This is a genomic window from Pseudoalteromonas sp. SR45-6 (assembly GCF_014163545.1).
GTDB lineage: Bacteria > Pseudomonadota > Gammaproteobacteria > Enterobacterales > Alteromonadaceae > Pseudoalteromonas > Pseudoalteromonas rhizosphaerae.
The window spans coordinates 14,076-36,730 of sequence record NZ_JACJDM010000001.1; the positions used below are offsets into that span (position 1 = coordinate 14,076).

Annotated in this window: 28 protein-coding genes; 22 read left to right on the top strand and 6 right to left on the bottom strand. The window is 39.0% G+C overall.

Annotated elements, in window-relative coordinates; translation table 11 throughout:
- Window positions 1-46: 46 nt before the first annotated feature.
- From H5158_RS00080 to H5158_RS00110, 7 genes are all read left to right on the top strand, one after another.
- Window positions 47-1,264 (top strand): site-specific integrase, encoded by a 1,218-nt coding sequence (locus H5158_RS00080; protein WP_182739173.1) that lies wholly within the window; start codon window positions 47-49, stop codon window positions 1,262-1,264.
- Window positions 1,265-1,452: 188 nt separating this feature from the next.
- A complete protein-coding gene (locus tag H5158_RS00085) occupies window positions 1,453-2,661 on the top strand; it encodes an HNH endonuclease (protein ID WP_182739174.1) in 1,209 nt (402 codons plus the stop codon).
- Window positions 2,662-2,852: 191 nt separating this feature from the next.
- Entirely contained in the window at window positions 2,853-3,305 is a 453-nt protein-coding gene (locus H5158_RS00090; RefSeq protein WP_182739175.1) for a hypothetical protein, read from the top strand.
- A gap of 232 nt (window positions 3,306-3,537) precedes the next feature.
- Window positions 3,538-3,720, top strand: a complete 183-nt coding sequence (locus tag H5158_RS23225) for a hypothetical protein (protein ID WP_259399399.1) — start codon at window positions 3,538-3,540, stop codon at window positions 3,718-3,720.
- Between the two features lie 334 nt (window positions 3,721-4,054).
- On the top strand, window positions 4,055-4,810 hold the full coding sequence (locus H5158_RS00100) for a serine protease (RefSeq protein ID WP_182739176.1): 756 nt from the start codon (window positions 4,055-4,057) through the stop codon (window positions 4,808-4,810).
- Between the two features lie 180 nt (window positions 4,811-4,990).
- A complete protein-coding gene (locus H5158_RS00105) occupies window positions 4,991-5,983 on the top strand; it encodes a DNA-processing protein DprA (RefSeq protein WP_182739177.1) in 993 nt (330 codons plus the stop codon).
- Window positions 5,984-5,992: 9 nt separating this feature from the next.
- The gene (locus H5158_RS00110; protein ID WP_182739178.1) at window positions 5,993-7,240 is read left to right on the top strand and encodes an HAD family hydrolase; all 1,248 of its coding nucleotides are present in this window, start codon (window positions 5,993-5,995) and stop codon (window positions 7,238-7,240) included.
- A 58-nt stretch (window positions 7,241-7,298) separates the two neighbouring features.
- Here H5158_RS00110 and H5158_RS00115 read toward each other — a convergent pair whose 3' ends face one another.
- A complete protein-coding gene (locus H5158_RS00115) occupies window positions 7,299-7,925 on the bottom strand; it encodes a LexA family transcriptional regulator (protein WP_182739179.1) in 627 nt (208 codons plus the stop codon).
- 189 nt (window positions 7,926-8,114) lie between these two features.
- Between H5158_RS00115 and H5158_RS00120 the strand changes: the two genes are divergently transcribed.
- The 10 genes from H5158_RS00120 (at window position 8,115) to H5158_RS00165 (ending at window position 14,951) form a co-directional block, all read left to right on the top strand.
- Window positions 8,115-8,333 carry a YdaS family helix-turn-helix protein gene (locus H5158_RS00120; protein ID WP_182739180.1) on the top strand — a complete coding sequence of 73 codons (219 nt, stop codon included), beginning with the start codon at window positions 8,115-8,117 and terminating at the stop codon, window positions 8,331-8,333.
- Window positions 8,330-8,623: an AlpA family transcriptional regulator gene (locus tag H5158_RS00125; RefSeq protein ID WP_182739181.1), complete on the top strand. Its 294-nt coding sequence runs from the start codon at window positions 8,330-8,332 to the stop codon at window positions 8,621-8,623. Before H5158_RS00120 ends, H5158_RS00125 begins: the two co-directional genes overlap by 4 nt.
- Window positions 8,624-8,632: 9 nt before the next feature.
- Window positions 8,633-9,037 (top strand): hypothetical protein, encoded by a 405-nt coding sequence (locus tag H5158_RS00130; protein ID WP_182739182.1) that lies wholly within the window; start codon window positions 8,633-8,635, stop codon window positions 9,035-9,037.
- A gap of 9 nt (window positions 9,038-9,046) precedes the next feature.
- Window positions 9,047-9,646, top strand: a complete 600-nt coding sequence (locus tag H5158_RS00135; RefSeq protein ID WP_182739183.1) for a DNA N-6-adenine-methyltransferase — start codon at window positions 9,047-9,049, stop codon at window positions 9,644-9,646.
- Window positions 9,647-9,717: 71 nt separating this feature from the next.
- On the top strand, window positions 9,718-9,999 hold the full coding sequence (locus tag H5158_RS00140; protein WP_182739184.1) for a hypothetical protein: 282 nt from the start codon (window positions 9,718-9,720) through the stop codon (window positions 9,997-9,999).
- Between the two features lie 3 nt (window positions 10,000-10,002).
- Entirely contained in the window at window positions 10,003-12,564 is a 2,562-nt protein-coding gene (locus H5158_RS00145; RefSeq protein ID WP_182739185.1) for a replication endonuclease, read from the top strand.
- An 8-nt stretch (window positions 12,565-12,572) separates the two neighbouring features.
- Complete coding sequence (locus H5158_RS00150; RefSeq protein ID WP_182739186.1) at window positions 12,573-12,839, top strand: hypothetical protein; 267 nt, start codon at window positions 12,573-12,575, stop codon at window positions 12,837-12,839.
- A complete protein-coding gene (locus tag H5158_RS00155; protein ID WP_182739187.1) occupies window positions 12,836-13,111 on the top strand; it encodes a hypothetical protein in 276 nt (91 codons plus the stop codon). Before H5158_RS00150 ends, H5158_RS00155 begins: the two co-directional genes overlap by 4 nt.
- Window positions 13,112-13,321: 210 nt before the next feature.
- Window positions 13,322-14,005 (top strand): DNA adenine methylase, encoded by a 684-nt coding sequence (locus H5158_RS00160; RefSeq protein WP_182739188.1) that lies wholly within the window; start codon window positions 13,322-13,324, stop codon window positions 14,003-14,005.
- Between the two features lie 178 nt (window positions 14,006-14,183).
- Complete coding sequence (locus tag H5158_RS00165; RefSeq protein ID WP_182739189.1) at window positions 14,184-14,951, top strand: hypothetical protein; 768 nt, start codon at window positions 14,184-14,186, stop codon at window positions 14,949-14,951.
- On the opposite strand, the gene H5158_RS00170 is transcribed toward H5158_RS00165, so the two are convergent.
- Window positions 14,937-15,227 carry an ogr/Delta-like zinc finger family protein gene (locus tag H5158_RS00170; RefSeq protein ID WP_310736691.1) on the bottom strand — a complete coding sequence of 97 codons (291 nt, stop codon included), beginning with the start codon at window positions 15,225-15,227 and terminating at the stop codon, window positions 14,937-14,939. The two genes, H5158_RS00165 and H5158_RS00170, sit on opposite strands and share 15 nt — an antisense overlap.
- Window positions 15,228-15,234: 7 nt before the next feature.
- On the opposite strand from H5158_RS00170, the gene H5158_RS00175 reads away from it, so the two are divergent.
- The 4 genes from H5158_RS00175 to H5158_RS00190 all read left to right on the top strand — a co-directional run bounded on the left by H5158_RS00175 (window position 15,235) and on the right by H5158_RS00190 (window position 17,880).
- Window positions 15,235-15,651: a hypothetical protein gene (locus H5158_RS00175; protein WP_182719434.1), complete on the top strand. Its 417-nt coding sequence runs from the start codon at window positions 15,235-15,237 to the stop codon at window positions 15,649-15,651.
- Window positions 15,652-15,739: 88 nt separating this feature from the next.
- Window positions 15,740-16,279: a hypothetical protein gene (locus tag H5158_RS00180; RefSeq protein ID WP_182739190.1), complete on the top strand. Its 540-nt coding sequence runs from the start codon at window positions 15,740-15,742 to the stop codon at window positions 16,277-16,279.
- A 408-nt stretch (window positions 16,280-16,687) separates the two neighbouring features.
- A complete protein-coding gene (locus H5158_RS23230; RefSeq protein ID WP_259398567.1) occupies window positions 16,688-17,248 on the top strand; it encodes a hypothetical protein in 561 nt (186 codons plus the stop codon).
- 152 nt (window positions 17,249-17,400) lie between these two features.
- A complete protein-coding gene (locus tag H5158_RS00190; RefSeq protein WP_182719432.1) occupies window positions 17,401-17,880 on the top strand; it encodes a hypothetical protein in 480 nt (159 codons plus the stop codon).
- 38 nt (window positions 17,881-17,918) lie between these two features.
- Here the strand turns inward: H5158_RS00190 and H5158_RS00195 are convergent, their stop codons facing one another.
- The 4 genes from H5158_RS00195 to H5158_RS00210 are packed head-to-tail and all read right to left on the bottom strand — an operon-like array spanning window position 17,919 to window position 21,545.
- The gene (locus H5158_RS00195; protein WP_182739191.1) at window positions 17,919-18,371 is read right to left on the bottom strand and encodes a hypothetical protein; all 453 of its coding nucleotides are present in this window, start codon (window positions 18,369-18,371) and stop codon (window positions 17,919-17,921) included.
- Entirely contained in the window at window positions 18,371-18,697 is a 327-nt protein-coding gene (locus H5158_RS00200) for a phage holin family protein (protein WP_064435750.1), read from the bottom strand. Before H5158_RS00200 ends, H5158_RS00195 begins: the two co-directional genes overlap by 1 nt.
- Window positions 18,694-19,761, bottom strand: a complete 1,068-nt coding sequence (locus tag H5158_RS00205) for a phage portal protein (RefSeq protein WP_182739192.1) — start codon at window positions 19,759-19,761, stop codon at window positions 18,694-18,696. Before H5158_RS00205 ends, H5158_RS00200 begins: the two co-directional genes overlap by 4 nt.
- On the bottom strand, window positions 19,761-21,545 hold the full coding sequence (locus H5158_RS00210; RefSeq protein ID WP_182739193.1) for a terminase large subunit domain-containing protein: 1,785 nt from the start codon (window positions 21,543-21,545) through the stop codon (window positions 19,761-19,763). The genes H5158_RS00205 and H5158_RS00210 overlap by 1 nt, the downstream gene beginning before the upstream one ends.
- A 203-nt stretch (window positions 21,546-21,748) precedes the next feature.
- Between H5158_RS00210 and H5158_RS00215 the strand changes: the two genes are divergently transcribed.
- Window positions 21,749-22,636: a GPO family capsid scaffolding protein gene (locus tag H5158_RS00215; RefSeq protein ID WP_182739194.1), complete on the top strand. Its 888-nt coding sequence runs from the start codon at window positions 21,749-21,751 to the stop codon at window positions 22,634-22,636.
- Window positions 22,637-22,655 lie beyond the last annotated feature (19 nt).

Genomic DNA, 22,655 nt, shown 5'->3' on the forward strand with positions numbered 1-22,655 from the left:
ATAGTATCGTGTATAAATTTTTTGCTAACTGTGTATAAAAAATTAAATGGCGATCAGCGACACCAAATTAAGAAAGCTGCTAGATAAAAATCAAACACCTTGCGTATTATCGCACAGAGATAGTTTAAGTGTAAGGGTATCAGCTAAAGGCACAATCACATGGCAATACCGTTGTCGTGTTGATGGCAAGCAGGTCATTATCTCGCTTGGCCGTTATCCTGGTTTAACCATTAAAAAAGCACAAGACTACATACCCCATTTTCAAAACTGGCTCAGCCAAGGAAAAGACCCACGCATAGAGTTAAAGCTTATGCGCAACGAAGCTAAAGGTTTACCTACAATGGCAAAGGTTGCAGCCGATTGGGTTGAAAAAAAAGTACCAGACCTAAAAGAAAAAACACAAATACTTTATACACATCAAGTCAGCAAATGGGTTTTGCCATTTTTAAATGATGAAGCCAAACCACTTGATTTAATGACCATCAAAGATTGGATAAAATATTTTGATGATGTAAAAGCGCAGGGTAGTGCAAAAACAGCGGGCACAATATTAGTGCGCATAAAATCCATAATTGGCTGGGCTGAAAAACGCGGTGATGTAAAACCATTTAACCCAGTACTAACACTAAAAGTAAATGATGTAGGTGAGCAATCATCGATAGGCCAGCGAGTAATGCGCTTTGACGAAATTGCAAAACTATGGATACAAATTGAGAGATCAAAAGCGACTCCAGCAACCAAAGCTTGTTTGCAACTAATATATATAACTGGTGCGCGGCAATCAGAGGTTCGTTTAGCAAAGTGGGAGCATTTTGATTTTGAAAATAACACTTGGACAGTACCGCCTGAAAACTCAAAAACCAATAAAGCAGTACGCAGGCCAATATCAACCAAAATGAAAACCATTCTAGACAACCTTGCTATGATATATGGCCGCAGCGGGTATTTAATACCAGGCAGTAAGCCAAATAAGCCAATGACCACCCACAGCGTTAACAAGTATTGCTGCAGAATGTGGGGTCACCTATTTGAAAAATACAAAATGCCTAAGTTCTTACCGCATGATGCCCGCCGATCAATATCAACGCTACTAAGTGAAAACGGTGTAGCACCGCACGTAACCGAAAAAATGCTAGGTCATACAATGCGTGGAGTAATGGCGGTATACAACAAACACGATTGGATAAAAGAGCAAGCAGAAGGGTACGAGCTTTATTGTAAGCTAATAAATATAGCGATAGAGAATGAGCTTGTTAAAAATTAGTTTGGCTGAAAAGAGCGATAGCCAAAGGCTGGAGCTGTTATTTTAGAACTTTGATGTTTTAAATCAATAATTAACTCTAATGGATTCAAACTTAAACTCCATCACAAGCTTTCTAAGCTAAAGTACTTTTCAGCTAAAAGCGTTTAACTTAGTATGGTACAAACTACAAAAAAACAAAGACTGTATTAATGAAAGAAGTTACTAACGCAAAGTATATTTTATTAGCTATAAATGATTATAAAAATCTCGGTAGAGAGCAATTTTTTAAAAAGTTTGGATTAAGAAAATCAACACGTCAGCAATTTGATTATTTTATTCATTTTGAAGGTCAGAGTTATGAATGTAAGCCGATTTTTCAAGCTGCTTATCACTATGAATTTAAAGAAAAACTGAGCAAAACAAGCGGAGTAAATAAGTATATTAAACCCAACTTAGAATTACTCGGCTTTGATGTTGTAGCTGCTGATCCATTCTTGTCTTTACCACAAATATGCAATGCTTATTATTGGGTTAATATAGGCACTTCATTTAAAGAAGTCGCTGAGTATAAATTTTTATGGGCTCCAGAAAGTACAGTTAATGAAAAAGGTAATACAGTTATAGATGCAGGATGGAAAGCGGTTCCAAATATACGTAAAGGCGATGTGATTTTCTGTAATTACAAAGGTTCAATTATTCATGTCGCAATAGCTAAATCTAATGCTTATGCCTCACCTAGACCAGAAAATAGAAGTTTTGTACAGTGGAAAGAAAGTGGTTATAGAGTTGATATTGAGTTAGTTACACTTAAAACACCAATACCAAATAGCGAGTTCAAAGAAGACTTCGTTCCTTTATTTAACGGCTACTGTCAGCCAAAGTTATTTACTAAAACATATACCGTCGCTCAGAATTATATGGTTAGACTGCCTAATTCTGCAGGTGGCTTCTTGCTAGATTTAATTGGTGAAGAAGCGCTTAAAATTCATGATGGAATAGCGACAAGTGTTGGCGCGAATATACCTGAAGGGTCTGAAAGAGAAGCTATAGTAAAAGCAAGGGTTGGGCAGGGAGTATTTCGAGAAGAAGTAATGAAGTACTGGAAAGATTCTTGTGCATTAACGAATGTAAGATATAGACAACTTTTAATAGCTTCACATATTTTGCCTTGGCAACATTCTAACTCTGTGGAAAAAGTTGATAAGTTTAATGGGCTAGCTCTAGCGCCAACTGCGGATAAACTATTTGATAAGGGCTTAATATCCTTCGATGATAATGGACAGATTCTCATCAAAGAGTTTTTGTGTGCTGATACACTCATAAAGCTAGGAATAAATAATAAGATGAAAATCAATGGTCTCGAGAAAGAACATTTCAAATATTTATCAAGACATAGAGAGTTATTTCATTTTAACTAGTTATGATTTAAATCCCGCATTTAGCGGGTTTTTTATGACTGGCATTTGGAAAATTAAAACGACTTATCAGAAAATACAACTTTACAAAATAACGTATAATTACCATTAATCGTATAAGTTGATCAGGGCAATTTGAATTACCGCTTATTTTTACTATATTAAATAAATTAGGGACAAGTAAGGTAGCTAGGATGAATACAAAAATATGGATTTTAGCGGTAGGATTTGCAGTATTTTTATTCGGTTGCTCAGATGAAGAAACACACAAATATACAGAAGTAACCGCATTTAATTTCATTCAAGGGACAGATAAATCAGTTGTTGTTTCATTTGGAGAAAACCCACAAAACCACTATTCATTTGCGATTAAAAAAAAGGATATTAAAAAAGGGACTGAACTTTTTTCTGAGTCAAAAAACAACACTAATTTTGATGTTTTTGCGGAGTTGAATGAGCAAACATTTATTCGCTCATCAAACCATGCAACTTATGCACAATTGAGCGTTGTAGATATCGATAAAAAAAAACAAATAGCTACTTTTAAAATTAAAGCTCAATTAATAGACTTAAATAGTAAGGCCTTAAAAAAGATAGATGAAACGACTGTCAAAATAACGGGTAGCAAATTCATGGCTCTTTTATGAAATAACAAAGCTATGGATACAAATAGAAAGTTTAAAAGCCACACCCGAAAATAACTTAACAAGATACAGGTGGTTAACTAATTTATATAACCGTGGGATCGGTAATTAGATGTTTGCTTAGCCTAATGGGAGCATTTTAGAAACTCTTACCATGGTATATGGCTGTAACGGGTATTTAATACCTGGCAGTAAACCAATGACTACCCACAGCATTAACCCTTATTGCTGACGAATGTGGAATCACCTGTTTGAACAATACGAAATGCCTAAATTCTTACCAGATGACGCCTGTCGCTCAATATCAACACTATTTAGCGAAAACAGTGTTGCACCACATGTAACCGAAAAAATGCTAGGCCAAACAATGCGCGGGGTAATGGCTGTATATAACAAACTTTATTGGATAAAAGAGTAATCTGAAGGTTACGAGCTTTATTGTCAGCTGATAAATATAGGAAATGAATTTAATAAGAGTTAACTCGGCCGTTAAAACTTGTGACAGAATATGGTGATTGATTCAATATATAGTAGCTGAGTAGCTGAGTAGCTGAGTAGGTGTTCAAGTTTTGTTTTCTGTATTTGAAATAATGAATGAAGCGCATATTTAACCAATCTACTTTATTTCAAGATAATAAGAAACTTAGCGATAGTAATATCTAAAGTAATTTGTTAAAACTATATAAATTAGCGTGGCATTATAGTGTCTGAATTAAAAATTTGACTTCTTGTTATTAAAAGGAATAGTACATATGGCGTCACTTAGTTCTCGCACTTTGTTTGAAAAATATGCGTCTGCAGTAGTTTATGTTAGCGTTGAGCTACCTAATGGTAATCAATCTATAGGAACAGCATTCCACGTAGGGGAAGGGGTATTTGTTACTGCGCGTCATGTAGTCGAAGACAACAAAATTTTAGAAATTGCGAATACTGTCGGCCGTGGTTTTCTTGACCCTAGCGATGGTTCTATTGGTGATATTGAAAACAATTCTTATAAAGAACTAGGTCCAGGTAAAGGTAAGCTAGTGAAAGGCCCTTTATTTCATCCTGATCGCTCTGTTGATATTGCTGCGCTAGTTGTTGAAGGTTTAAATTGTGCAGTGGTACCGCTAGGTTCGCATCTTGATGACTGGATAAATGACGAAGCGTTTTGTTTAGCTGAAGTTTTAGTGATGGGTTATCCACCTATACCATTCTCAAAAGAACCGAAATTGATTGCTACACGTGCTGAAGTTAACACAATCATAGATAAGTATACTGGTGGGCACCCTCACTTTATAGTTTCTTCTATTGCCCGAGGAGGGTTCAGTGGAGGCCCTTGTTTAATTGAGTGGAACTTTACATTAGGTGTTGTAACAGAATCGTTAGTAGAGGGGGATAATTCTCCTGAGGCGGGCTACATGGCTGTTGTGTCTATAGAACCTGTTTTCGTTTGTTTATCACATAATGGGATATTACCGAAAAAACAGGCTGAAGGATGGAATGGGCTATGGGATCATGATGGCTAAGCTAGTTCGACAAATAGAGCGTAGATTTATGTAACTACAAGATATTATGCTCTAAAGATAAGCAAACTTTAGATTGTTTTTAATTTAATCGCCTAATATTTCAAATAATAGGTTTTGCGTAATACGATAAGCACCTTGTTTTTACAGGGTGCCAGCTTGGTTCTATAGCAAGGTAAAAAAATGGATAAAGAGCTTGAATATTGGAAACATGAAACAGTAGCATTTTTAGCACTACAATCTATTTGTGGTGTAGGTTTTAAGACACTGTATAAAATTGCAGAGCAAAAAGCTAGCTTTAGAGAGTTAATTAAAACGGAAGATATTAATTATTTTGAAAATAAGCTTAGCCATAAATTAGATGATTCGATTAAAGCGAATACTGAACAATGGATGCAGTATAAACTTGATTTGTGGGCTAAAGGAGTTGAGCTTGCAAGAAATTATACAAAAAGAAACATTAGCATCTGGTTCTATGAACAAGACTATTTTCCACAACAATTAAAAACTATCCCTGAGCCTCCTATGTGGTTATTTGTCGAAGGGGATTACAGAATATTACATAAAAAATCAGTAGCGATAGTTGGGAGTCGTAAAGCTTCTGAGGATGGAATTTGGTTAACAAAGTATATTATTGCATCTATGGTTGGCCAAGATTTGGTTTCAATTAGTGGTCTTGCAGATGGGATAGACCAAAAGGCACATCTAGAATCTATTAGATATGAATTGCCGACCATTGCTGTTTTGGGCACAGGGGTTGAGAGTAACTATCCAAGAGGATCTGAAAAGATTAGATCTCAAATAGTTGAAAATGGCGGTGCAATCGTAACAGAATATCTTACAGACCAAAGTTATAGTGCAAACAATTTTATCCGAAGGAACCGTATTCAAGCGGCTCTGTCAACTATAACAGTCCCTGTTGAATGGAAAATTAAAAGCGGGACAGCCCACACAGTTAATTTTGCAAAAAGGTATGGGAAGTTTCTTGTGATGCCTTATTTATACTCATCAGATTTACAGACTGAGGAAATCCAACTTATAGAAGCATATAAAAAGGGAGCGACTTTTTATATTCCACAAAACACGAATAAACTAATTGAGTTTTTACAAGAACCAAAAAGCAGAGAATCAATACTCGTAACAAAAAAAGAAAACCAATTGTCAATGGACTTATAAGGATAAGATATGGAAGCTAAGCGATTGAAGGGTGTAATCTTAAGTGTTGAAGATACACTTCTAAGCACTGAGAATTATAAAAAAGAAATATTTTCAGAAGTAGAAAAGTTAGTAGCTTTTCTTAAGTTAAGGGGAATTACTCCTGTACTGCTTGCGAACCGTGCTTGGACAATTACAGACAAGGATGGTAATAAAAAGTGCCTGTTCGAAGCACTTGAAAGTCATTTTAATAACCTGGTCATTTTCACTCGACAAAGAGATCATAAGGTACCTAATAAGCCTCAGTCAGCTGCTACTGAATACGTCTTAAAAGAAATGAACTGGAAATCTAATGAGGTGGTATATATAGGCAGTAGCATTAATGATATGCGAACAGCAGTGAATGGTAAAATTCTATTTCTTCGTGCAACTTGGTATAGTAATAACTTAGATTATGGCTTTGAGTTTCATGAGCCAAAAGAGCTGGCTAGGTTTATAGATACCCTATGTTTACGGACACACTTCTGGAGCTTTGAAATTAATGATAAAGGGTTTGAGTATTATGCTCTTGCTCCTTTCAGTACATACAAGCCTCAATTTAAAAAGTATTCAGAAAATGCCCGAGCTGCAGCTAAATTTGGTCAAGGTAATGTCGACTTTTGGTTGGGGGCTTTAGTGACGAGCATGTATTTTACAGGTATTTATAAAAGTATTGACTTTATAGCCTCTTACCCTGGTCATAAGGTTGGCTCTGGTAATGATAAAATGAATGATGATCTTATGACATTTGGGAAATGTTTCAACAAAGGTTACTTACATGATTTGGTAGTACGACACAAAGATGCTTTGAAGTCGCAAACTGCTAGGAATCAAGGGATTAAAATAGATTATCACAATCAATTAAATACAATAAAGTTAAATAAATTGCCAACTAAAAATTATGGAAAATCCTATAAAAATCCACCATTACAAAGAGGCAAAACGGTTTTATTAATTGATGATATTTGTACAAAAGGTTGGTCAATAGATACTGCAAGAAAGTATATTGAAAAAACGGGTGCAAAAGTTGTAATGGTAACTTGGTTGAAAACAATTAATACAGATTTTGAAACCATAGGTGAATTACCTAATTTCAATCCATATCAAGTAAATGATTTTGAAAAAATTATGCCAGGTAAATACTATCCTTATCATTCTAATCTAGTTGATCCTAATGCATCCGAAGAGCTAGGTACGCAATTACAGCAATATTTAGATTGGGATTGGCCTAAATTTTAATCAGTTAATTGGCATGTTAAAAACCCGGACATTGCGGGTTTTTCTAGTTAATCACTTTTCACACTGACTTACCCGTAAAGATTACCTTACCAACCAACGTACAATTCCCATTGATTGGGATTAGCTGCTCTGGCCAGTTGGGGTTGGCGGCTTTTAGGAATTTGTGGCCACCTTCGATAATGAGCTGTTTAAATGTAGCTTGGTTATCGTCGTCTAGGCGGGCTACTACGTATGAACCGTGTATGCATTCGGCTTCAGGATCTACAAAAATCAAATCACCTTCATAAAACTTTGGCTCCATGCTCACACCTTGTACCTTTAAAACAAAGGTTAGATCACTGCAATTAACAGGGCACATATAACGCTCTGCGTCATACGCTTTAATTTCACTTATTTCTGACCAAGCACCGGCTTGCACCCAGCTGATAAGCGGGGCAGTAGCTTTGATTGATGGGCCTGCTGATACATTGCTGTTGATGTCTTTGCTGTCACCAATGCCAAATCGCAAATATTCCGGTGTACACTTTAATGCTCTAGCAAGCGCTTCAATATTTCGTGGGTTTTTGGTTTCCCCACTTTCTAGTTTTTGTATTGAATTTTGCGCGACACCAACTTGTTCGGCTAATTGATACTGAGTTAAAGATAGAGCTTTCCTCTGCTCTCTGACGCGATTTGCAATGTCCATATTATCTCCAAAAGTTGTTCGATTAAAACGCTTTAATTATCTGTTCGGAAGATTATCACAACTTTAAGTGGTTTTGGTCAAATCGCTATTATTGGTTTTATTTTTAAAAATACAACCTAAAGTGGTTTACAAGCTAATGGAATGGATCGTATTATAGAAAAAAGTGGTTAGCAGCTAGTGGAGATTAAAATGTCAGCCATAGATAAAGCAGTAAAAATAATTGGTGGGCAAACCAAGCTCGCTACAGTACTAGGTACTAAGCAATCCGTTGTGCATCACTGGGTTAGCCGCCACGGACAAGCTCCAGCGAAGTACATTCCACGTATTTCAGAACTAACTAACGGTGAGGTATCGGTAAACGATTTACTGGCCGATCATCAAAAAGCAAACAAGGAAGATGCAGCATGAGCACTGAACAACAAATCATCTTATTAGATATTCACCCAGACGCAAAAGCGGTGTTGTTTGCACTACTGCAAGAAAATAATCAACTACGCGCTGAGCTTGAAGAGCAAAAAGACCGCCTAGTAAACACCCGCGAAGCAATGGAAGTTATGGGTTGTGCCCACGCCAAGTTTTGGAAACTTAGTAAGTTTGATGGCTTCCCAAAACCAGTGCAATTCGGCAAAAGCAATTACTACCGCATTAACGAGCTAATAGCGTTTAGAACCCAGCACCAACAGCAAGTAAACAACTAGGAGTTAATCATGGCACAAGCACTTGTTAAATCAGCTGATAGCAAACAACCAGCACCACTCAAAGTAGCAGAAGGGCGGCACATACCAAAAGGTCTAGCCGAAATTAAAGCATTAATGAGCGATACAACGCGTACACCAGGTTACGTGTTTAATGCTGTTTTAAATGACCAACAACGAAAAATAGTTTGTTTTGCTGCGGGGCTTAAACAGCGTCATGTAGAAATGAGCTTTTATAAATTTAATATCCAAGAGCGTAATGCCGTACACAAAGCACTTTTAGCCTTGCAAAGTATTGTAGCGGCGTTTGACGATGCCAATGTATTAATGCCCGAAAAGTTTGAAAGAACCCAGCCCAAGTTTGATGTTATTCCGCATTTAGTTGAAAAGTCAAAAACTGATTCACAAACACATTAAGGATTAGCCATGACTCCCGATCAGTTAATCAATCAAGACAGTGGCAATGTTGAGTTTTACACGCCCGCTAAAGTTTTGAAGTATGTGCACCAAATGTTTCCGGTTATTGATTTAGACCCTGCAAGTTGTGCAGTGGCTAACAAGTCAGTAAAAGCAACGTGTTACTTAACGAAAGAAGACGATGCATTAACACGAAATTGGATAGCTAATACTGTTTGGTTAAATCACCCATTCAATAAAGGTGAGCTGGCTTGTAAACCAAAGTGCGTTAAAAAAACATGTAACGACCCGAGCTATCATAAGTATCGCGGCCACTGCATTACTGAAAACATAGCCAGCAACGGCGATTGGATTGACTACTACTTAGATCAGTATGCACAAGGTAACTTTAAAGAAGCAATGAACATCACCTTTGTTAATAGCTCAGAGGCATGGTGTCAAAAGTTATTAAATGCAGGTTTAAGCTGTTTTATTGATGGCCGTACACACTTTAACGACCCACAAGGCAACATTAAAAAAGGCGCCCCAAAAGGCTGTTTCATTACTTACCTAGGTAATAGAACCGACGAATTTCGCAAAATATTCTCAGCGCTTGGAGTAGTGAAGTAATGAAACTACACCCAAAACAGCGCATCTGTTAAAAAACACACACTAATTTAACCCCCAAGGACTACTGAAAAATGAACACTATCAAAGACCAAGATCTATCTAAAAATCAGCAATTACTACGCAATATCGTTTTACATGCTGTAGACCAAGCTAATTTTACGATTCGTAATTTAGCCAAACGTCCAACAGTTGTCATGCTTATGGAATGCGAAAACTGCCTCACTGACTTTATGCCTGTGATTAAGTTAATTGCAGACGAGCATATTGAATTCGCGCCAGTGTTCGACCAAATGGCGATGGCATTAGATGCCGCCCAAGTTCACGGCGAACCTGAGTTAATCGAGCTTAATTAATAAATGGCTAACCCTAGACCGCTCGATCTTGATGCCCTTAGACTATCTGGTATAGCTAAGGGCTTAATTTCGTCTATTAACGATATCGACGACCGCAACTTTTTAGCGCGTGGTTTACAAAGCGTTCCTGTGCCTTTGCAAAGTCGCATGGCTCGTAAGTACATTGATCGTTATAACCAAAAAAAAGCGGGTAGCCAGTTCCGTGCAAATACATGGCTGCGCCGCACTATTGCCAGGTTAAAACCACGCTTTGGCGTGCTGTTTAGTATTACTCAAAATATGCCATTGCCGTGGCATATTTTAAGCAGTATTGAAAAAACCAAAAAACACGCAGGCACGCTTGCCATGGAATGTGTGCAAATTGCCCTTGATGTAAGCGAAGAACACCAACGCCTAAGCTATGAAAAAATAGTACGCCTTACGTATGAAGCAGTAGCCGATCATGCTAAATCGTTTGGTGTGAATGTGCCGTTTTATAACATGCGTGAAGATGACCTACCGCCAGCATGCTTTGAAATTGCCTTGCTTAAAATGCACTGCGACAAGTGGTGGGCACGGCAATTAAAAACCCTGCGCAAACAGTTTTTAGAGCTGCTTGAAATTGCCACCGGTCAAGTGGGTAAAGACCTTTACCACGACAAAAAAAGCAAAAAGCCTAAACGCCGTGGTATTAGCCCATATTCATCAAAACAAGCACAGCGTGAATTTAGCTTTGCCCAAGCCAGTGGCCGTCAGTTCTTAGAAATGATGGAATTACAAAGCAGTGACGGCGATGTAATTGACCTGATTGAAGCCGTAAAAAGCGGCATGGCAAACCCAGCTAACCGCCGTAACGAGTTAATGCTGCGCATTCGTGAAACCGAAGAACTAGCCGACGAAATGGGCTATGTTGCTATGTTTTACACCATTACGTGCCCTGCACGTTTTCATGCCAATGCAAGTACGTGGGACGGCTCAACCCCTAAAGACGCACAAAATTATTTAACTACAACATGGGCGCGTGCCCGTTCTAAGCTTAACCGCCGCAACCTTAAATACTTTGGTGTGCGTGTAGTTGAGCCGCACGCTGACGGCTGCCCGCATTGGCACATGATGCTTTTCATGCCAAAAAACAAGCTTCAAGAAATTAACGCTATTTTGCGGTGGTACTTTATCCAAGAAGACAAAACCGAGCTTTACGATCGTTATGGCCCAGAGCTTACTCGAGCCAAAGTATTCAACAAATTTGTAGATATAAACACACACGGCACACATATAAAAACGGTTGAGGCCTGTGTTAAATATCGTGCTCATACCGAGAAAACCCACTTATTCAAGCTGTATAAACAAAAGCGTAGCGCTTGGGGCTTTGCTAAAAAGAAGGCTAACGAAGTAGCTATACAGCGCAATAAAGAAGAAGCCGAAAAAGCCAAAGCTGAACACAGAGAACCTAAAAAGTTTAAGGCGAAAAACCATAAAGCGCCTACCAAATTTTACCGTACATTCAGCCCACGCTTTGACGCTGTAAAGCTCGACAAAAGCAAGGGTAGTGCAGCGGCCTACATTGCTAAATACATCAGTAAAAATATTGATGGTTATATGCTGACCGATCACATAGACGCTGAAACAGGCGAGAACCTGCAAGAACAGGCTAACCCCGTTTTAGCCTGGGCGAGCACGTGGAATATTCGACAATTTCAGTTTCAGGGCTCACCAAGCGTCACCGTTTATCGTGAATTGCGACGCATGCGCACCGCTGTAAAAGACGAAATCATAGAGCCTATTCGCCATGCTGCCGATACCGCTAACTGGAAAGACTACGTAAAACTACAGGGCGGCATGTGTATTGGCCGCGCCGCTAACTTTAAATCAATGTACGAAGACACCCCAATGGGCAACGACTACGCCGAAGTAGTGCGCCGCATTAAAGGTGTTGTGACTAACATTGATTACAAGGCCGTACTTACACGTTTGTTTAACAACGTGCATAACGTAACAGATTTAACCAGCTTAAAAACTCGCCTTATCGAATGGACAAGGCAACTCAAGGGCACAGCAGAAAAACTCGCAGCTAAGGCTAGCACCAACGTCGGCGCAGCCGACCTATCTTGGTCTAGTGGTAATAACTGTACGCCTATAGCCGTGGGCTCTAGCGCCGAGTTGTTACTCGATATGGTGGGCTCTTCAAAAAATGACCTTGATGATCTAATAAAGGATCTAAATAGCGGGAAAAGGATCGCGACAAACGGCCAAATTTACCAAATTAGAGACGGCCAATTACAAGTTTTAGACGACGCAGCGCAACTTAAGCATGAAAAACGTTTAGCGATCGAGGCAACAGCCAAAACTAACAGCTTAAAAGATGGCCGTTGGTTAGTCACCGATGAAGATTGGAACAAAGCCCGCGAATTTATAGCGCAAGTTTATAAGCATGCAGAGATAGACGGACGCACAACACTTATTCCAACACGAAATAATAGAGGCTTAATCACCATTGGCGATTGGGACTTAGCAATTTTAGTAAACAACGGCAGCGCATCAGCAGTTAGTGATAACGACTGGTGGGCACTGGATCAACTGGCGTAGGAGAAAACATGACTATTCAAATCTCAAAAGTAGATATGCCAAAGGCATGCATTAGTTGTCAGGCGTTTTGCCCAAAAGGTTATGCAGAGGATCAGCACAGCCCGTTTATTACAAAATTCGATAAGCCAGCGCCTAAAACCCAATACGGCCAGTGCAGTAAAACCAATAACAGCGTATTTGCTACCGAAATTTGCACCGGCTACCAACAAGAACCTAACGCCAACGTATTTGCAGTAACTAACAGACCACAACCAAAACAACAGGTGACATTATGAATACTCACTCAGCAGCAGAAAAAATGCTATCAACAGGGCTCTTTTACAACGACCTATTACTAGGCCGTGAGTTTGGTTGCTCAGCCAAACACGGTGCCCGTTGTATTAAAAATATATGTGCCAACCCCCGTTACCAAGTCGTGATAGAGCAAAACCCAATTAAACGGGTAAAAGTAACCGCCATCGATGGCCGCACAATGACTATAGATAAATTACAAAACACCGCGCTGTTATTTAAACGCCCAAGTTTATTAATTGGGGCGCAAGCATGAAGCCAACAGTAAAACGCCGCAACTGGATTTATCATTCAGTTGTTAAACCAAAGAAAGAATCAGATTAACTGAAGCACAGCCATTTTTAACTATGAAGTACTATCACTCGAGTACAGACAAATTTAACTATGCCACCTGGTCGCATAGTTAAATTTAACTGTGTTGGCCACAATAGATAAATTTAGCTATGCCAGCAGCTAAGGAATACAAATGACAAATAAATCAGAACACGAAAGCTATTTAGGCGCTAAAGGTGGTAGTGGTGTTTATCAGGCAATTATTAATGTAATGGCTCCGCATGAATTTTACGGCGAACTATTCTTAGGGACTGGTGTTGTATTCAAAAAGAAAGCGCCGGCTAAATATAACGTGGTGATTGATAAGTCACAAACCATGCTAGACAAATTTAACTATGTGGTACCAGAAAACAAAATTTGCGGCTGTGCCATAGAGTACTTAGAAAACTTTAAGCCATTTTGCAAAACACAGCTTTATCTTGATCCGCCATACATGCCAGAAACCCGAACCAGTAACGCCCGTTATGAACACGAACTGACAGAGGCCGATCACCAGCGTTTACTAACAGCAGCAAAACAGCAAAACCCAGATGACGTTAAAATTATAATATCGGGTTACGCCAACTCACTTTATAACGAAATGCTAAAAGATTGGTGGCGAAAAGACTTTCAAGCCATGACACGCGGCGGCGTTCGTACTGAAACAATATGGCTTAACTACCAACCAGGTGACGTGCATTATCATACCTATGCGGGTGATAATTTTACCGATCGTCAGCGTATACAGCGAAAAGCCCAGCGCTGGGCAAATAATTATAAAGCACTACCGCCAGGCGAACGCCAAACAATCATGGCCGCGCTATTAAGTATTGAATAATAAATTTGCAAACCCCATAAAAGGGACTATCTTTAAAGTGACTATTTTATAGTTAAAAACTTCAAATCCTAAAAAAGGCTGACATCGGATGTCGGCCTTTTTTATGCCTGAAATTCATAGACTTTGCGTACAGCCGAATGTTATATAGATACGCAATTGTAAAAATGGATTCAATGAAATGCTTAAAAAGCTAGATAAATACATGGACGATTTAAAATCACCTTACTGGGAAGTTTATTTTTGGATCGCTGTAATAGCTATCGGTATTGCTGGCACAGTTGTAATTTTTATTGACCCTATGGGATTAGCGAGCAAGTTTGGTAATGCTGGTAGTTTTTTAGGTGGCTTATTTACTATAGCGGCAGTATTTATTGCGGTGATTGCCTACAAATCGAGTATTAGAAGTCACCATGACAAAATAATTTTAGAGGCTCTTGGTGAGTTATCTTTAGAGATTATTCCAGAATTGTTAAAGACAATAGAAAGAGGTTCTATAAAGTTAAGAGTTGATATTTATAAATTAATTCATGGTAATTATGATGTTAGTAAAGAGGTCAGTGATAGAGTTAAAAAAAGATCTTCCGATCTGAAAAAATTAAAAAATAACCTTACAGTAAAAATGAACTATATCATTATATATTCTAATAACCAGAGGGGTTACCCAGAGTCATTTTATGAGTTAATCAATATCATTGATGAACTACTTAAATTTTCATATTACTTAGTAAATGAAGATAAAGATTTGCGAGATCCTATTGAGCTAAAAAAATATTTAGGCTGGGTTGAAAAAGGATTGCTAGAAATAGACTTTTATAATAAATACATTAAAAAAAGTGTAGAGTTAAAAGGTGGCGTTACGATTCAATCTGATCAAAATGAACTGAGAGACAGACTGATTCAGGTTAGAAATAATTTATTCAAAAATATCAAATTAAAGCCCAATTAACTCTAATTGCTGTTCTCGAGGTAAATTTTTAATAAGCGCCGCGGCCAGTTCTTGGGTGCTTTTTACAGGAGGATTTAAGAAGTGATCAAAAGATTGGGTAATGCGGAACGTAGCCCCGCATTCTTTAGTGTTAGTACACGAGCAATATAAATTAACGACATGCGCGCTTTGCTTTTCACGAGACGTAATTATTGCTTTAGCTTCACAATTTGGACAAGTAACCCGCGCCATAATTTCACCAATCGTTAAAAGTACACTGTAATTATATACAGTCATTTAGTTTGTGACAAATTATAAAGCTGCTGTAAAATTTGCGCATAAGTTAAATAAATTTAAAGGACTAATGATGGGTGGAATTGTTGAAACCGTAGTTTGTGGGTTTATAGTTTTAATTGTTTACATAGCAGTTAAAGAATCGGGTGCAAAAGATGCAAAAATTAGAAAACTCGAAGAAGATAAAGAGCGATTATTGAACATCGAATTTAACAAGCGATTTAAAGAAATTCACGGTATTAGTTTTAGTGAAGCTTATGATGCATCAGATAATAAGAAAAAATGGGATGAATGGGGTGAAAGAGTTAAAACTGGTCAAATCCATTGGCAGCCAGACTATTATGAATATATTGCTGATGGTTTGTTTAACCCTGATAAGTCAAAACACATTAATATTAATCTTGATTTAGAAGAAGAAAATTATTAAATAGTAAGTCAGGCCCTTCACTTTAAGTGTGTCTAAGGTAGTTAGTGGCAGGGAGCATTATGCAGCAATATTTATGAGTGAGTAAGGCATGGAAGATCTAATTAAGCATATTAGGTATTTATCGGCAGTTACAATAATTTGGATTGATGGAAAGGATGGCTCAGGAAAGAGTTATTTGGCAACAGTGCTAGCAAAAAAATTAAAGTACAATGTTATTCATGTTGATGATTACTTGGTCCCGAGTCAGGGTTCTTACTTTGGCAGTTTAAAGTTAGATAGCCTTAGTCAAGCTATTAATGAAAAATCGAAATATCTGATAGTGGAAGGTATATGCTTACTAAAAGTTCGTGAGGCTCTTGGTTTGAAAAAGGGCTTTGACGTGTATGTAAAAAAAATAAGCCTTGAGGGTGATTGGGCTGATGAAGGTGAATGCAATATTTCTGAACCACCAGATGTGTACATCCAAAGACAACAGGAAGATATCTGCAAAGTAGCAGCAATTTGTTTTATGGGAAAGAAAGATGAAGCTATAGAGTTTCCTGCTGTGGCGCGTGAAATAATTACATATCATTATGACTACAAGCCACATATAAATTCAGACGCAACATATAGTAGAATTGAACAATAAATGCCTATAAATAGTTTAAATTGACTGTAGGCTTTACTATCAACCTCAGTATTCCTTACTACTTCCTCTATCATTAACTTAATCAGCGAGTCAGTCCCGCTCTAAAGCACAAAGCATTATATTTAGTTGACTCGTAAGGCTAGCTGCCAAGAACCAAAAAGCTGAAAAATTCACTCCTCCTCGCCTTCCGCTTTCGTGCAAAAAACGCGTCAAATTGACAACCACTGTGACACATCATTAATCGCCAGCCAGCCCAGTAAAAGGATCTGTAAGTAATTTTAAAAAGATCGCATTGTCAAAAAGTGACAATGTTTGGCAATAAAGTGACAACAAAAAGATCAAATAGCTGGTGATTTACCTAATATTGAAATATCATTAATTTATTATCAGTTAAGTGATAAATAAATTGTGAAGTATTTGCATAAAGGCTCACAAAGCCAAGAGCGATTAGATGCGCTTTTATCGTTTGGTAAAAGTACCAGTGAAGATATAAAAGCAGCACTCAGTGATTACTTAGTTCGTGGTATCAGCAAGACCAATGCAGCAACGCTTAATGGTGTGCAAGGACCAAATTTTACAAGGGCACTTAAGCGTCTTGAAGTTGTTGCCGGTAAATTTGAAAACGCATTAGAAATTGAATGGTACTCAAAAAGGCAGGATATGAAATTAGAATTAATAAAAGAAAGAGTTGATGCTTTATTTGTTGAGTTAAATTCGTTACTAACCAGCCTTGATTATTCAGACGATGATTTAGAAAAGCATACCAACAGAATAATTAACAGGCTTGAATTAGAGATTGATCATATCGGTACCAGTAAACGCAGTACTGAAAATGAGCATTGTTATATGTCTGAAATTTATGGGGAAGCAATAACCCCATTAGCTAATAGAAACGAAAACGTAACCTCTAGGATAGAAGAATGTATTGAAAGAGTTAATGAATGGCAAAGTAAGCTAATTAGACGGTAGTGGACACTAATTTATCTTTCCTACAACATAGAATTTCAACAATCAATGGCATAATGTAAACAAATTTGCTAAGTATGTTTAATGGAAAAAGAAGTTTACTAAAACATTAAGAAGACCTATCTAGCGAATTTTACAAACGTAAGGAAAACCTAGTGAAATTTATAATAATGGTTATGGTTTATTTTATATCATTTTCAGGTTTGGCTAACGATTCCATCGCTGAAATGATATGTAATGCTTATAAGAAAGAAGATGATAAAAATAAATGCTTTACTGAATTAAAAGAGGATCCTAAGTATATTTCTTTTAAATTTGGTGTTTCAGCATGCCCTGAAAAAAAATATTGGGAAGAATTTATCGATGAACAATATAGCAATAATAAGCCTGAAATAAGGGGACTTGATACATATTGTTTATCCCTAAGAGAAGGAAATATTGTTTTTGGCTTTTTAGATAAAGCCTACTATAAAGGTCATGAATTGGTTCAAGTTAAGTCTAGTGGTGGTACTTTATTGTGGTTAGAATCTTCAGCGATTAAGGATATAGTTTTTAGTCAAACAGAAAAGCCAGAACCCTGGTTAACTGTTTTAAGAAACCAACATGGTAGGATAATAAATAATACGACCAAGTAATAAAACTATAATAAGTAATCTGGTACAAGCGCTAGCTCTTAACTAGCGCTTTTCTTCCTTTCCCGACCACCCCAAAACGCTCTAAACAATCGCATTAACCCAAGCGTTGAAACGGCAATACCCACTATCACAAATTCAAAGTACCAGGGCGCGCCGTTATAGCCCATTGCTTGCCAGCCTTTTTGCATATACGGCTGCATTGCGGGGATAAAGTGACACACAAACAAACCCAAAAAGAATAAAATGATCACTTCATCCATCATTGTTTTGTCGCGGTTCTTCAGCACAAGCAAGTCATAGTCCGCGTCGTTTTGCTCGGCTTGCATGCAGCGTTTTGCTTTCGCTTCAAACTGGGCAATTTTAAAATTGTTTTCTGCGCGTGCTACGTCTGCGGCCATTTCAGCCGCAATGCGTTTTCGCTCAACATAGCCGCCGGTTAAATCGGCTATTGGGTCTGTGATAAATGAAACCAGTGTTTTAAGCCATCCCATTATTTTATCCCCCTGATCAATTTAATAAATGCTTTTGGGTCTTTGCTAAAGGCTTTAATTAGCTTGTCGAACCCTTCAAGTAAATGCGGGGCCGCGTAGGCTGTTACCCCAATCACGCCTGTTTTTAGGTTTTCATCAAAGCCGCGCCACTCACAAAACATGGCTGATAGGTAGGCTGCAAATATCGCAATCAGCACACTCATAAAATAATGAAAAAACGTAAACTGCCGTTTGCTCAAATACATTTGGATTGCGGCTGCTAAAAAACTCAACATAAGTAATCGCCCCCATTGTTTTATAAATTCGATAACATCAATCCAGCTCATGCGCTTTCCTTAGGTGTTGGGTTTAGGTCTGAATATTCAGGCTCTTTAAAATCAATGTGCTGTGCAGTAGGCAAATAGTTGTTGATCCCTAATACATCTTGCTGCAGGGGCACAACTTCGTTGTTGTAATAGGCGCGGGTGATTTTGTCTAAATCACCAAAGCCGGGGCTGTCGCCAGATGATTGACCGCTAAGTGCTTCTTGTGCACGGTGCATACTGAGCATGTCGTTAAGGGTAATTTTTTTAATGCGCTCAAATTCGTCTTTAGTTGATATGTCACCCACTGGGGTTATTTTTAACGACTTTTCAGCATCGGCTTTTTGCCCCCTAAAGTTTAAAAACAAACTTCTAAAGTTGCCCACGCCTTTACTGTCTTGAATAGCTTTTTTAAGTGCGTTTTCATCTTCTAGGCTCATGAACGGGTCGGCCATTGAAAATATAAAGCCCATGTGTGCGCCGTTCTTGTAGTAGCGACGGCGAAATAGCGTGGCATCTTCATTGAGTAACGCGGATTGAATACCACCGTAATATTGCGGTATGCCGTAAATACCTTGAGCTGGGTCATACTCTTTTACGTGGATAACTTCACCGGCATTAAAATAAATAGGCTCATGGCTTTGATTACTTAATTGCGCATACACACCGCGTTTATCTGTATAACGCATAGTGAGGGCGGGTAAATGGCGCAGTTTAATGACTTGGCCAAAGGCGTTTTTAATAATCTGTAAATACGCGTTACCGCTCCACAGTAAATCAAACGCAAACTTGCTAAGGGCTTGGTGGCTTAATAGTGGGTTAGGCTTATACCACTTTAAGATCATGTTGCGCTTAAAGTAGAGTATGGGCCCATGCTGGGCATTAACTCGCAGCAATTTAACTAAGCCGTGCAAACTAATGGGCGGTGCATAAATGCCGTTGCTGTCGCTAAATACCCCAACGTAATCGGTTAGCCGGTTGTCTAAACATGGCTCGGGATCACCAAAGCTAAATGAATCGGTCATTGTGGTGCGTTGATTGTAGTTAGGCGCTTGGCCGTTACTTACTTGTAATCGTGGTTTGGTCATTAAGCTGCAATTCCTACAGAGGTTTGACGGTTAAGGGCGTTGCCGTCGAGTGGTTCAAATAACATGGCGTGCATAATTGCCCACGCAATATCGGCATGGCCTGTGGTGGCGGTGCGGTTTGTGGCATAGGTAATTTGGTCGCCAACCACTTTGCGGCGAATATTAATAAATGAGCTGGCAATATTTACCGCGTCCTGGTCAAACTCAAGACGGCGGTTTTGAATAACGTTGATTGCCTTGATCACCATGCGGTTTTTAATAATTGGGTTGTAATGGATAGGCTCTGCGTTAGGGTAAAACTTAGTGATAAGCTCCCACACACCGTAACCAATGCCGGTGGTATCTACGCCAATATGTACCACGTTGTATTTTTCGGTGAGGAGCTTTATTTCAGCGGCCATGGCTTCAAAGTCATTGCCGCTTAAATCGATTGCTTCAAGCAGGCGGAATTTTTCGCCGGGTTTCATCGGGGCACTGAGCACGGCAACACTGGCTTTGTCGCCAAAGCGGGCAGGATCAAACCCAATAACGACAGGTTTTAAACCATAGGGGCGCTCATCGTCTAAATCAAAGTCAGTCCATTTGGTTGAATCGCCTACACAGTTCATCAGTTGTTTTAAGTTAAACGCGCTGTGTGCATCATCAATAAACTTACACATAAACAAGTTATTAAACTCATCTAGCGAGTATTCGTTTTCAAGTACACTAATATCAATGCGGTCAAAGCCAGAGTTCACCACATCGTGCACAGTGAGCATTTGGCGCCAAATGCCGTCGTCACACAGCAGGCCATGCTTTAAGTTTTTATGGCTAACATCAATGGCAAATTCAGGATCGTTGCAGGCTTTGGTTTTACGAAACCATTTACCATTCCAGTGATCATACGCTTCGTGGCTGGTAACACTTGGTGTACTAAAGTAGGTAATACGTAAATGCTTATGCGTGGCCATGGCTTGTGCAAGGCCGCGCAGTGTTTTGTATTTAGGTATCCAAAACACTTCATCTATATATAAGTCGCCGGATTCGGATTGCGCAGTACGCGCATTGGTTGACTTAAATATCAGTTTAACCGTTTTTCCGCCGGCTAAATTTAACACCATCGGCGAGCCAGTTAATTCAATATTAAAATGCTCACGACATAGGGCTACAATATTGGCTTTAAATACTTCGGCTTGGTCGCGACTCGCGGATATAAATATTTTATTACGGCCATTCACTACAGCATCGTAAAAGGCTTCAAACGCAAAATAGAAAGTTGCGCCAATTTGGCGGGGTTTTAATATAAAGCGGGCGCGGTGGTCTTGGTTATCAAACCAATGCTTTTGGTGCGGGTAAAGTAGTTTGTCTTTAAGCTCGTTAAGCATTTCAAGCGTAATGCCTGAGCAATCGTTCTTCTTTTTCTTCTTCGATTTTTTATCATTACTGTTATGACTGCCGCCGTTATTATTGCTAGTCGCATCGTCATTACTTGCGCGTTGCTTAGGGGCGGGTGCCAGTTTGCTTTTATTAAGTGCACATAATTGGCGGGTGCAAAAATCTAACTCTTTATAGTCGGCATCGGTTTTATTGTCTTTATCGGCCAGTACATTTATGCGTTTGCTATACGCCATTTCGGCATTATAGCTTGGGCACATATCTTCCCACTTACCAGCTTCAGCCCAGCGGCGAACGCTACGTGCACTTGGCATATCGTTAAGCTCGGCTATTTCATCCACCGTATAGCCTTCAACAACATACAAGTCTTGTGCTTTTTTGCGTATCTCTGGTCCGTAGTTCGCCTTCATATTGCACCGCTTTTATTAATCCATAGCGGCAGTGTATTCGTTATAAAGCGCTTAATCTGTCAGTCAAAAACCTAACCATTCCTAAAAGTTAAATATAGGAATTTCAAAAAGTTAAACCGTTGGAAAGGAATAAAAAGAGGGTGCAAACTGCAACTACTTTAAAGCAATACGCTTAATTTGCACATATTTAAAAAGGGTTGTTTATGCCAGGTCAACTACGTACTAAACCGTTATCGATTGCCGCTGTAGGCATGACCGTTGACGGCCGTGAAATATCAGAGCAAGACGTAGCCGACATAGTAGAAACCTACAACCCGCGCAAATACGGCGCCCGCATTAATATTGATCACGAATTTAATTGGTCAGGCTGGGCCGCTAAAAACCTGCATAACGTGGATATACCCGGCATGTTGGGCGATGTAGTAAGCGTACAAGCCTATGAAAACGAAGAAGGCGTTGTGTGTTTATACGCCGTGCTTGCCCCCAATCAAGGCTTTGTTGAGCTGAACAAAGCAGACCAAGCGGTTTACTTTAGTATCGAAATTAGCCGCGATTTTATGGGCTCTGGCAAAACCTACCTAACAGGCTTAGCAGTGACCGACTACCCAGCAAGCTGCTACACCGACCGAATCCATTTCAGTAGTAAGAGTAAACCAGACGACAAGGACGTCGCCTTATTAACCGTTGATTTAGGGTCATGTGAGCCAATCGACACACCACCTAAAAAACCCTTTTTTAAACGATTATTATCATTCAATCAGGAAGAGTCCGACATGAAACCAGAAGAATTCGCAACCGCGTTAAAAGACGCGCTAGGCACACCGTTTGCCGAGTTTGGTAAAAAGCTCGATGGCTTAACAACAAAGCTTGATTCGTTTTCAACCACACAAGTGGAAGCTGAAGAAGCGCAGCCAGAAGGCGAGCAAAGCACAGAGCTAAGCCAAGTTAAAGAAGAATTATCTTCAACTAAGCAGCTGCTTACTGAGCTAACCGATAAGTTTGAAAAAGCATTAAAAACACCTGCGGGTGGCACAACCGACGCCGACGACGAACCAGAAGGCGAAGAAGGCAAATACAGCAAATTGCTGTAAGTGCATCACCTTAACATTA

Bases quoted from the DNA above. Each gene is read 5' to 3' on its own strand.
- H5158_RS00110 (WP_182739178.1), top strand. From the start codon at position 5,993: ATGGAAGCTAAGCGATTGAAGGGTGTAATCTTAAGTGTTGAAGATACA.
- H5158_RS23225 (WP_259399399.1), top strand. From the start codon at position 3,538: ATGTGGAATCACCTGTTTGAACAATACGAAATGCCTAAATTCTTACCA.
- H5158_RS00100 (WP_182739176.1), top strand. From the start codon at position 4,055: ATGGCGTCACTTAGTTCTCGCACTTTGTTTGAAAAATATGCGTCTGCA.
- H5158_RS00155 (WP_182739187.1), top strand. From the start codon at position 12,836: ATGAATACTCACTCAGCAGCAGAAAAAATGCTATCAACAGGGCTCTTT.
- H5158_RS00085 (WP_182739174.1), top strand. From the start codon at position 1,453: ATGAAAGAAGTTACTAACGCAAAGTATATTTTATTAGCTATAAATGAT.
- H5158_RS00135 (WP_182739183.1), top strand. From the start codon at position 9,047: ATGACTCCCGATCAGTTAATCAATCAAGACAGTGGCAATGTTGAGTTT.
- H5158_RS00205 (WP_182739192.1), bottom strand. From the start codon at position 19,761: ATGACCAAACCACGATTACAAGTAAGTAACGGCCAAGCGCCTAACTAC.
- H5158_RS00145 (WP_182739185.1), top strand. From the start codon at position 10,003: ATGGCTAACCCTAGACCGCTCGATCTTGATGCCCTTAGACTATCTGGT.
- H5158_RS00150 (WP_182739186.1), top strand. From the start codon at position 12,573: ATGACTATTCAAATCTCAAAAGTAGATATGCCAAAGGCATGCATTAGT.
- H5158_RS00215 (WP_182739194.1), top strand. From the start codon at position 21,749: ATGCCAGGTCAACTACGTACTAAACCGTTATCGATTGCCGCTGTAGGC.
- H5158_RS00130 (WP_182739182.1), top strand. From the start codon at position 8,633: ATGGCACAAGCACTTGTTAAATCAGCTGATAGCAAACAACCAGCACCA.
- H5158_RS00125 (WP_182739181.1), top strand. From the start codon at position 8,330: ATGAGCACTGAACAACAAATCATCTTATTAGATATTCACCCAGACGCA.
- H5158_RS00140 (WP_182739184.1), top strand. From the start codon at position 9,718: ATGAACACTATCAAAGACCAAGATCTATCTAAAAATCAGCAATTACTA.
- H5158_RS00120 (WP_182739180.1), top strand. From the start codon at position 8,115: ATGTCAGCCATAGATAAAGCAGTAAAAATAATTGGTGGGCAAACCAAG.
- H5158_RS00200 (WP_064435750.1), bottom strand. From the start codon at position 18,697: ATGAGCTGGATTGATGTTATCGAATTTATAAAACAATGGGGGCGATTA.
- H5158_RS00080 (WP_182739173.1), top strand. From the start codon at position 47: ATGGCGATCAGCGACACCAAATTAAGAAAGCTGCTAGATAAAAATCAA.
- H5158_RS00105 (WP_182739177.1), top strand. From the start codon at position 4,991: ATGGATAAAGAGCTTGAATATTGGAAACATGAAACAGTAGCATTTTTA.
- H5158_RS00170 (WP_310736691.1), bottom strand. From the start codon at position 15,227: ATGACTGTATATAATTACAGTGTACTTTTAACGATTGGTGAAATTATG.
- H5158_RS00115 (WP_182739179.1), bottom strand. From the start codon at position 7,925: ATGGACATTGCAAATCGCGTCAGAGAGCAGAGGAAAGCTCTATCTTTA.
- H5158_RS00195 (WP_182739191.1), bottom strand. From the start codon at position 18,371: ATGGGATGGCTTAAAACACTGGTTTCATTTATCACAGACCCAATAGCC.
- H5158_RS00210 (WP_182739193.1), bottom strand. From the start codon at position 21,545: ATGAAGGCGAACTACGGACCAGAGATACGCAAAAAAGCACAAGACTTG.
- H5158_RS00090 (WP_182739175.1), top strand. From the start codon at position 2,853: ATGAATACAAAAATATGGATTTTAGCGGTAGGATTTGCAGTATTTTTA.
- H5158_RS00165 (WP_182739189.1), top strand. From the start codon at position 14,184: ATGCTTAAAAAGCTAGATAAATACATGGACGATTTAAAATCACCTTAC.
- H5158_RS00180 (WP_182739190.1), top strand. From the start codon at position 15,740: ATGGAAGATCTAATTAAGCATATTAGGTATTTATCGGCAGTTACAATA.
- H5158_RS00160 (WP_182739188.1), top strand. From the start codon at position 13,322: ATGACAAATAAATCAGAACACGAAAGCTATTTAGGCGCTAAAGGTGGT.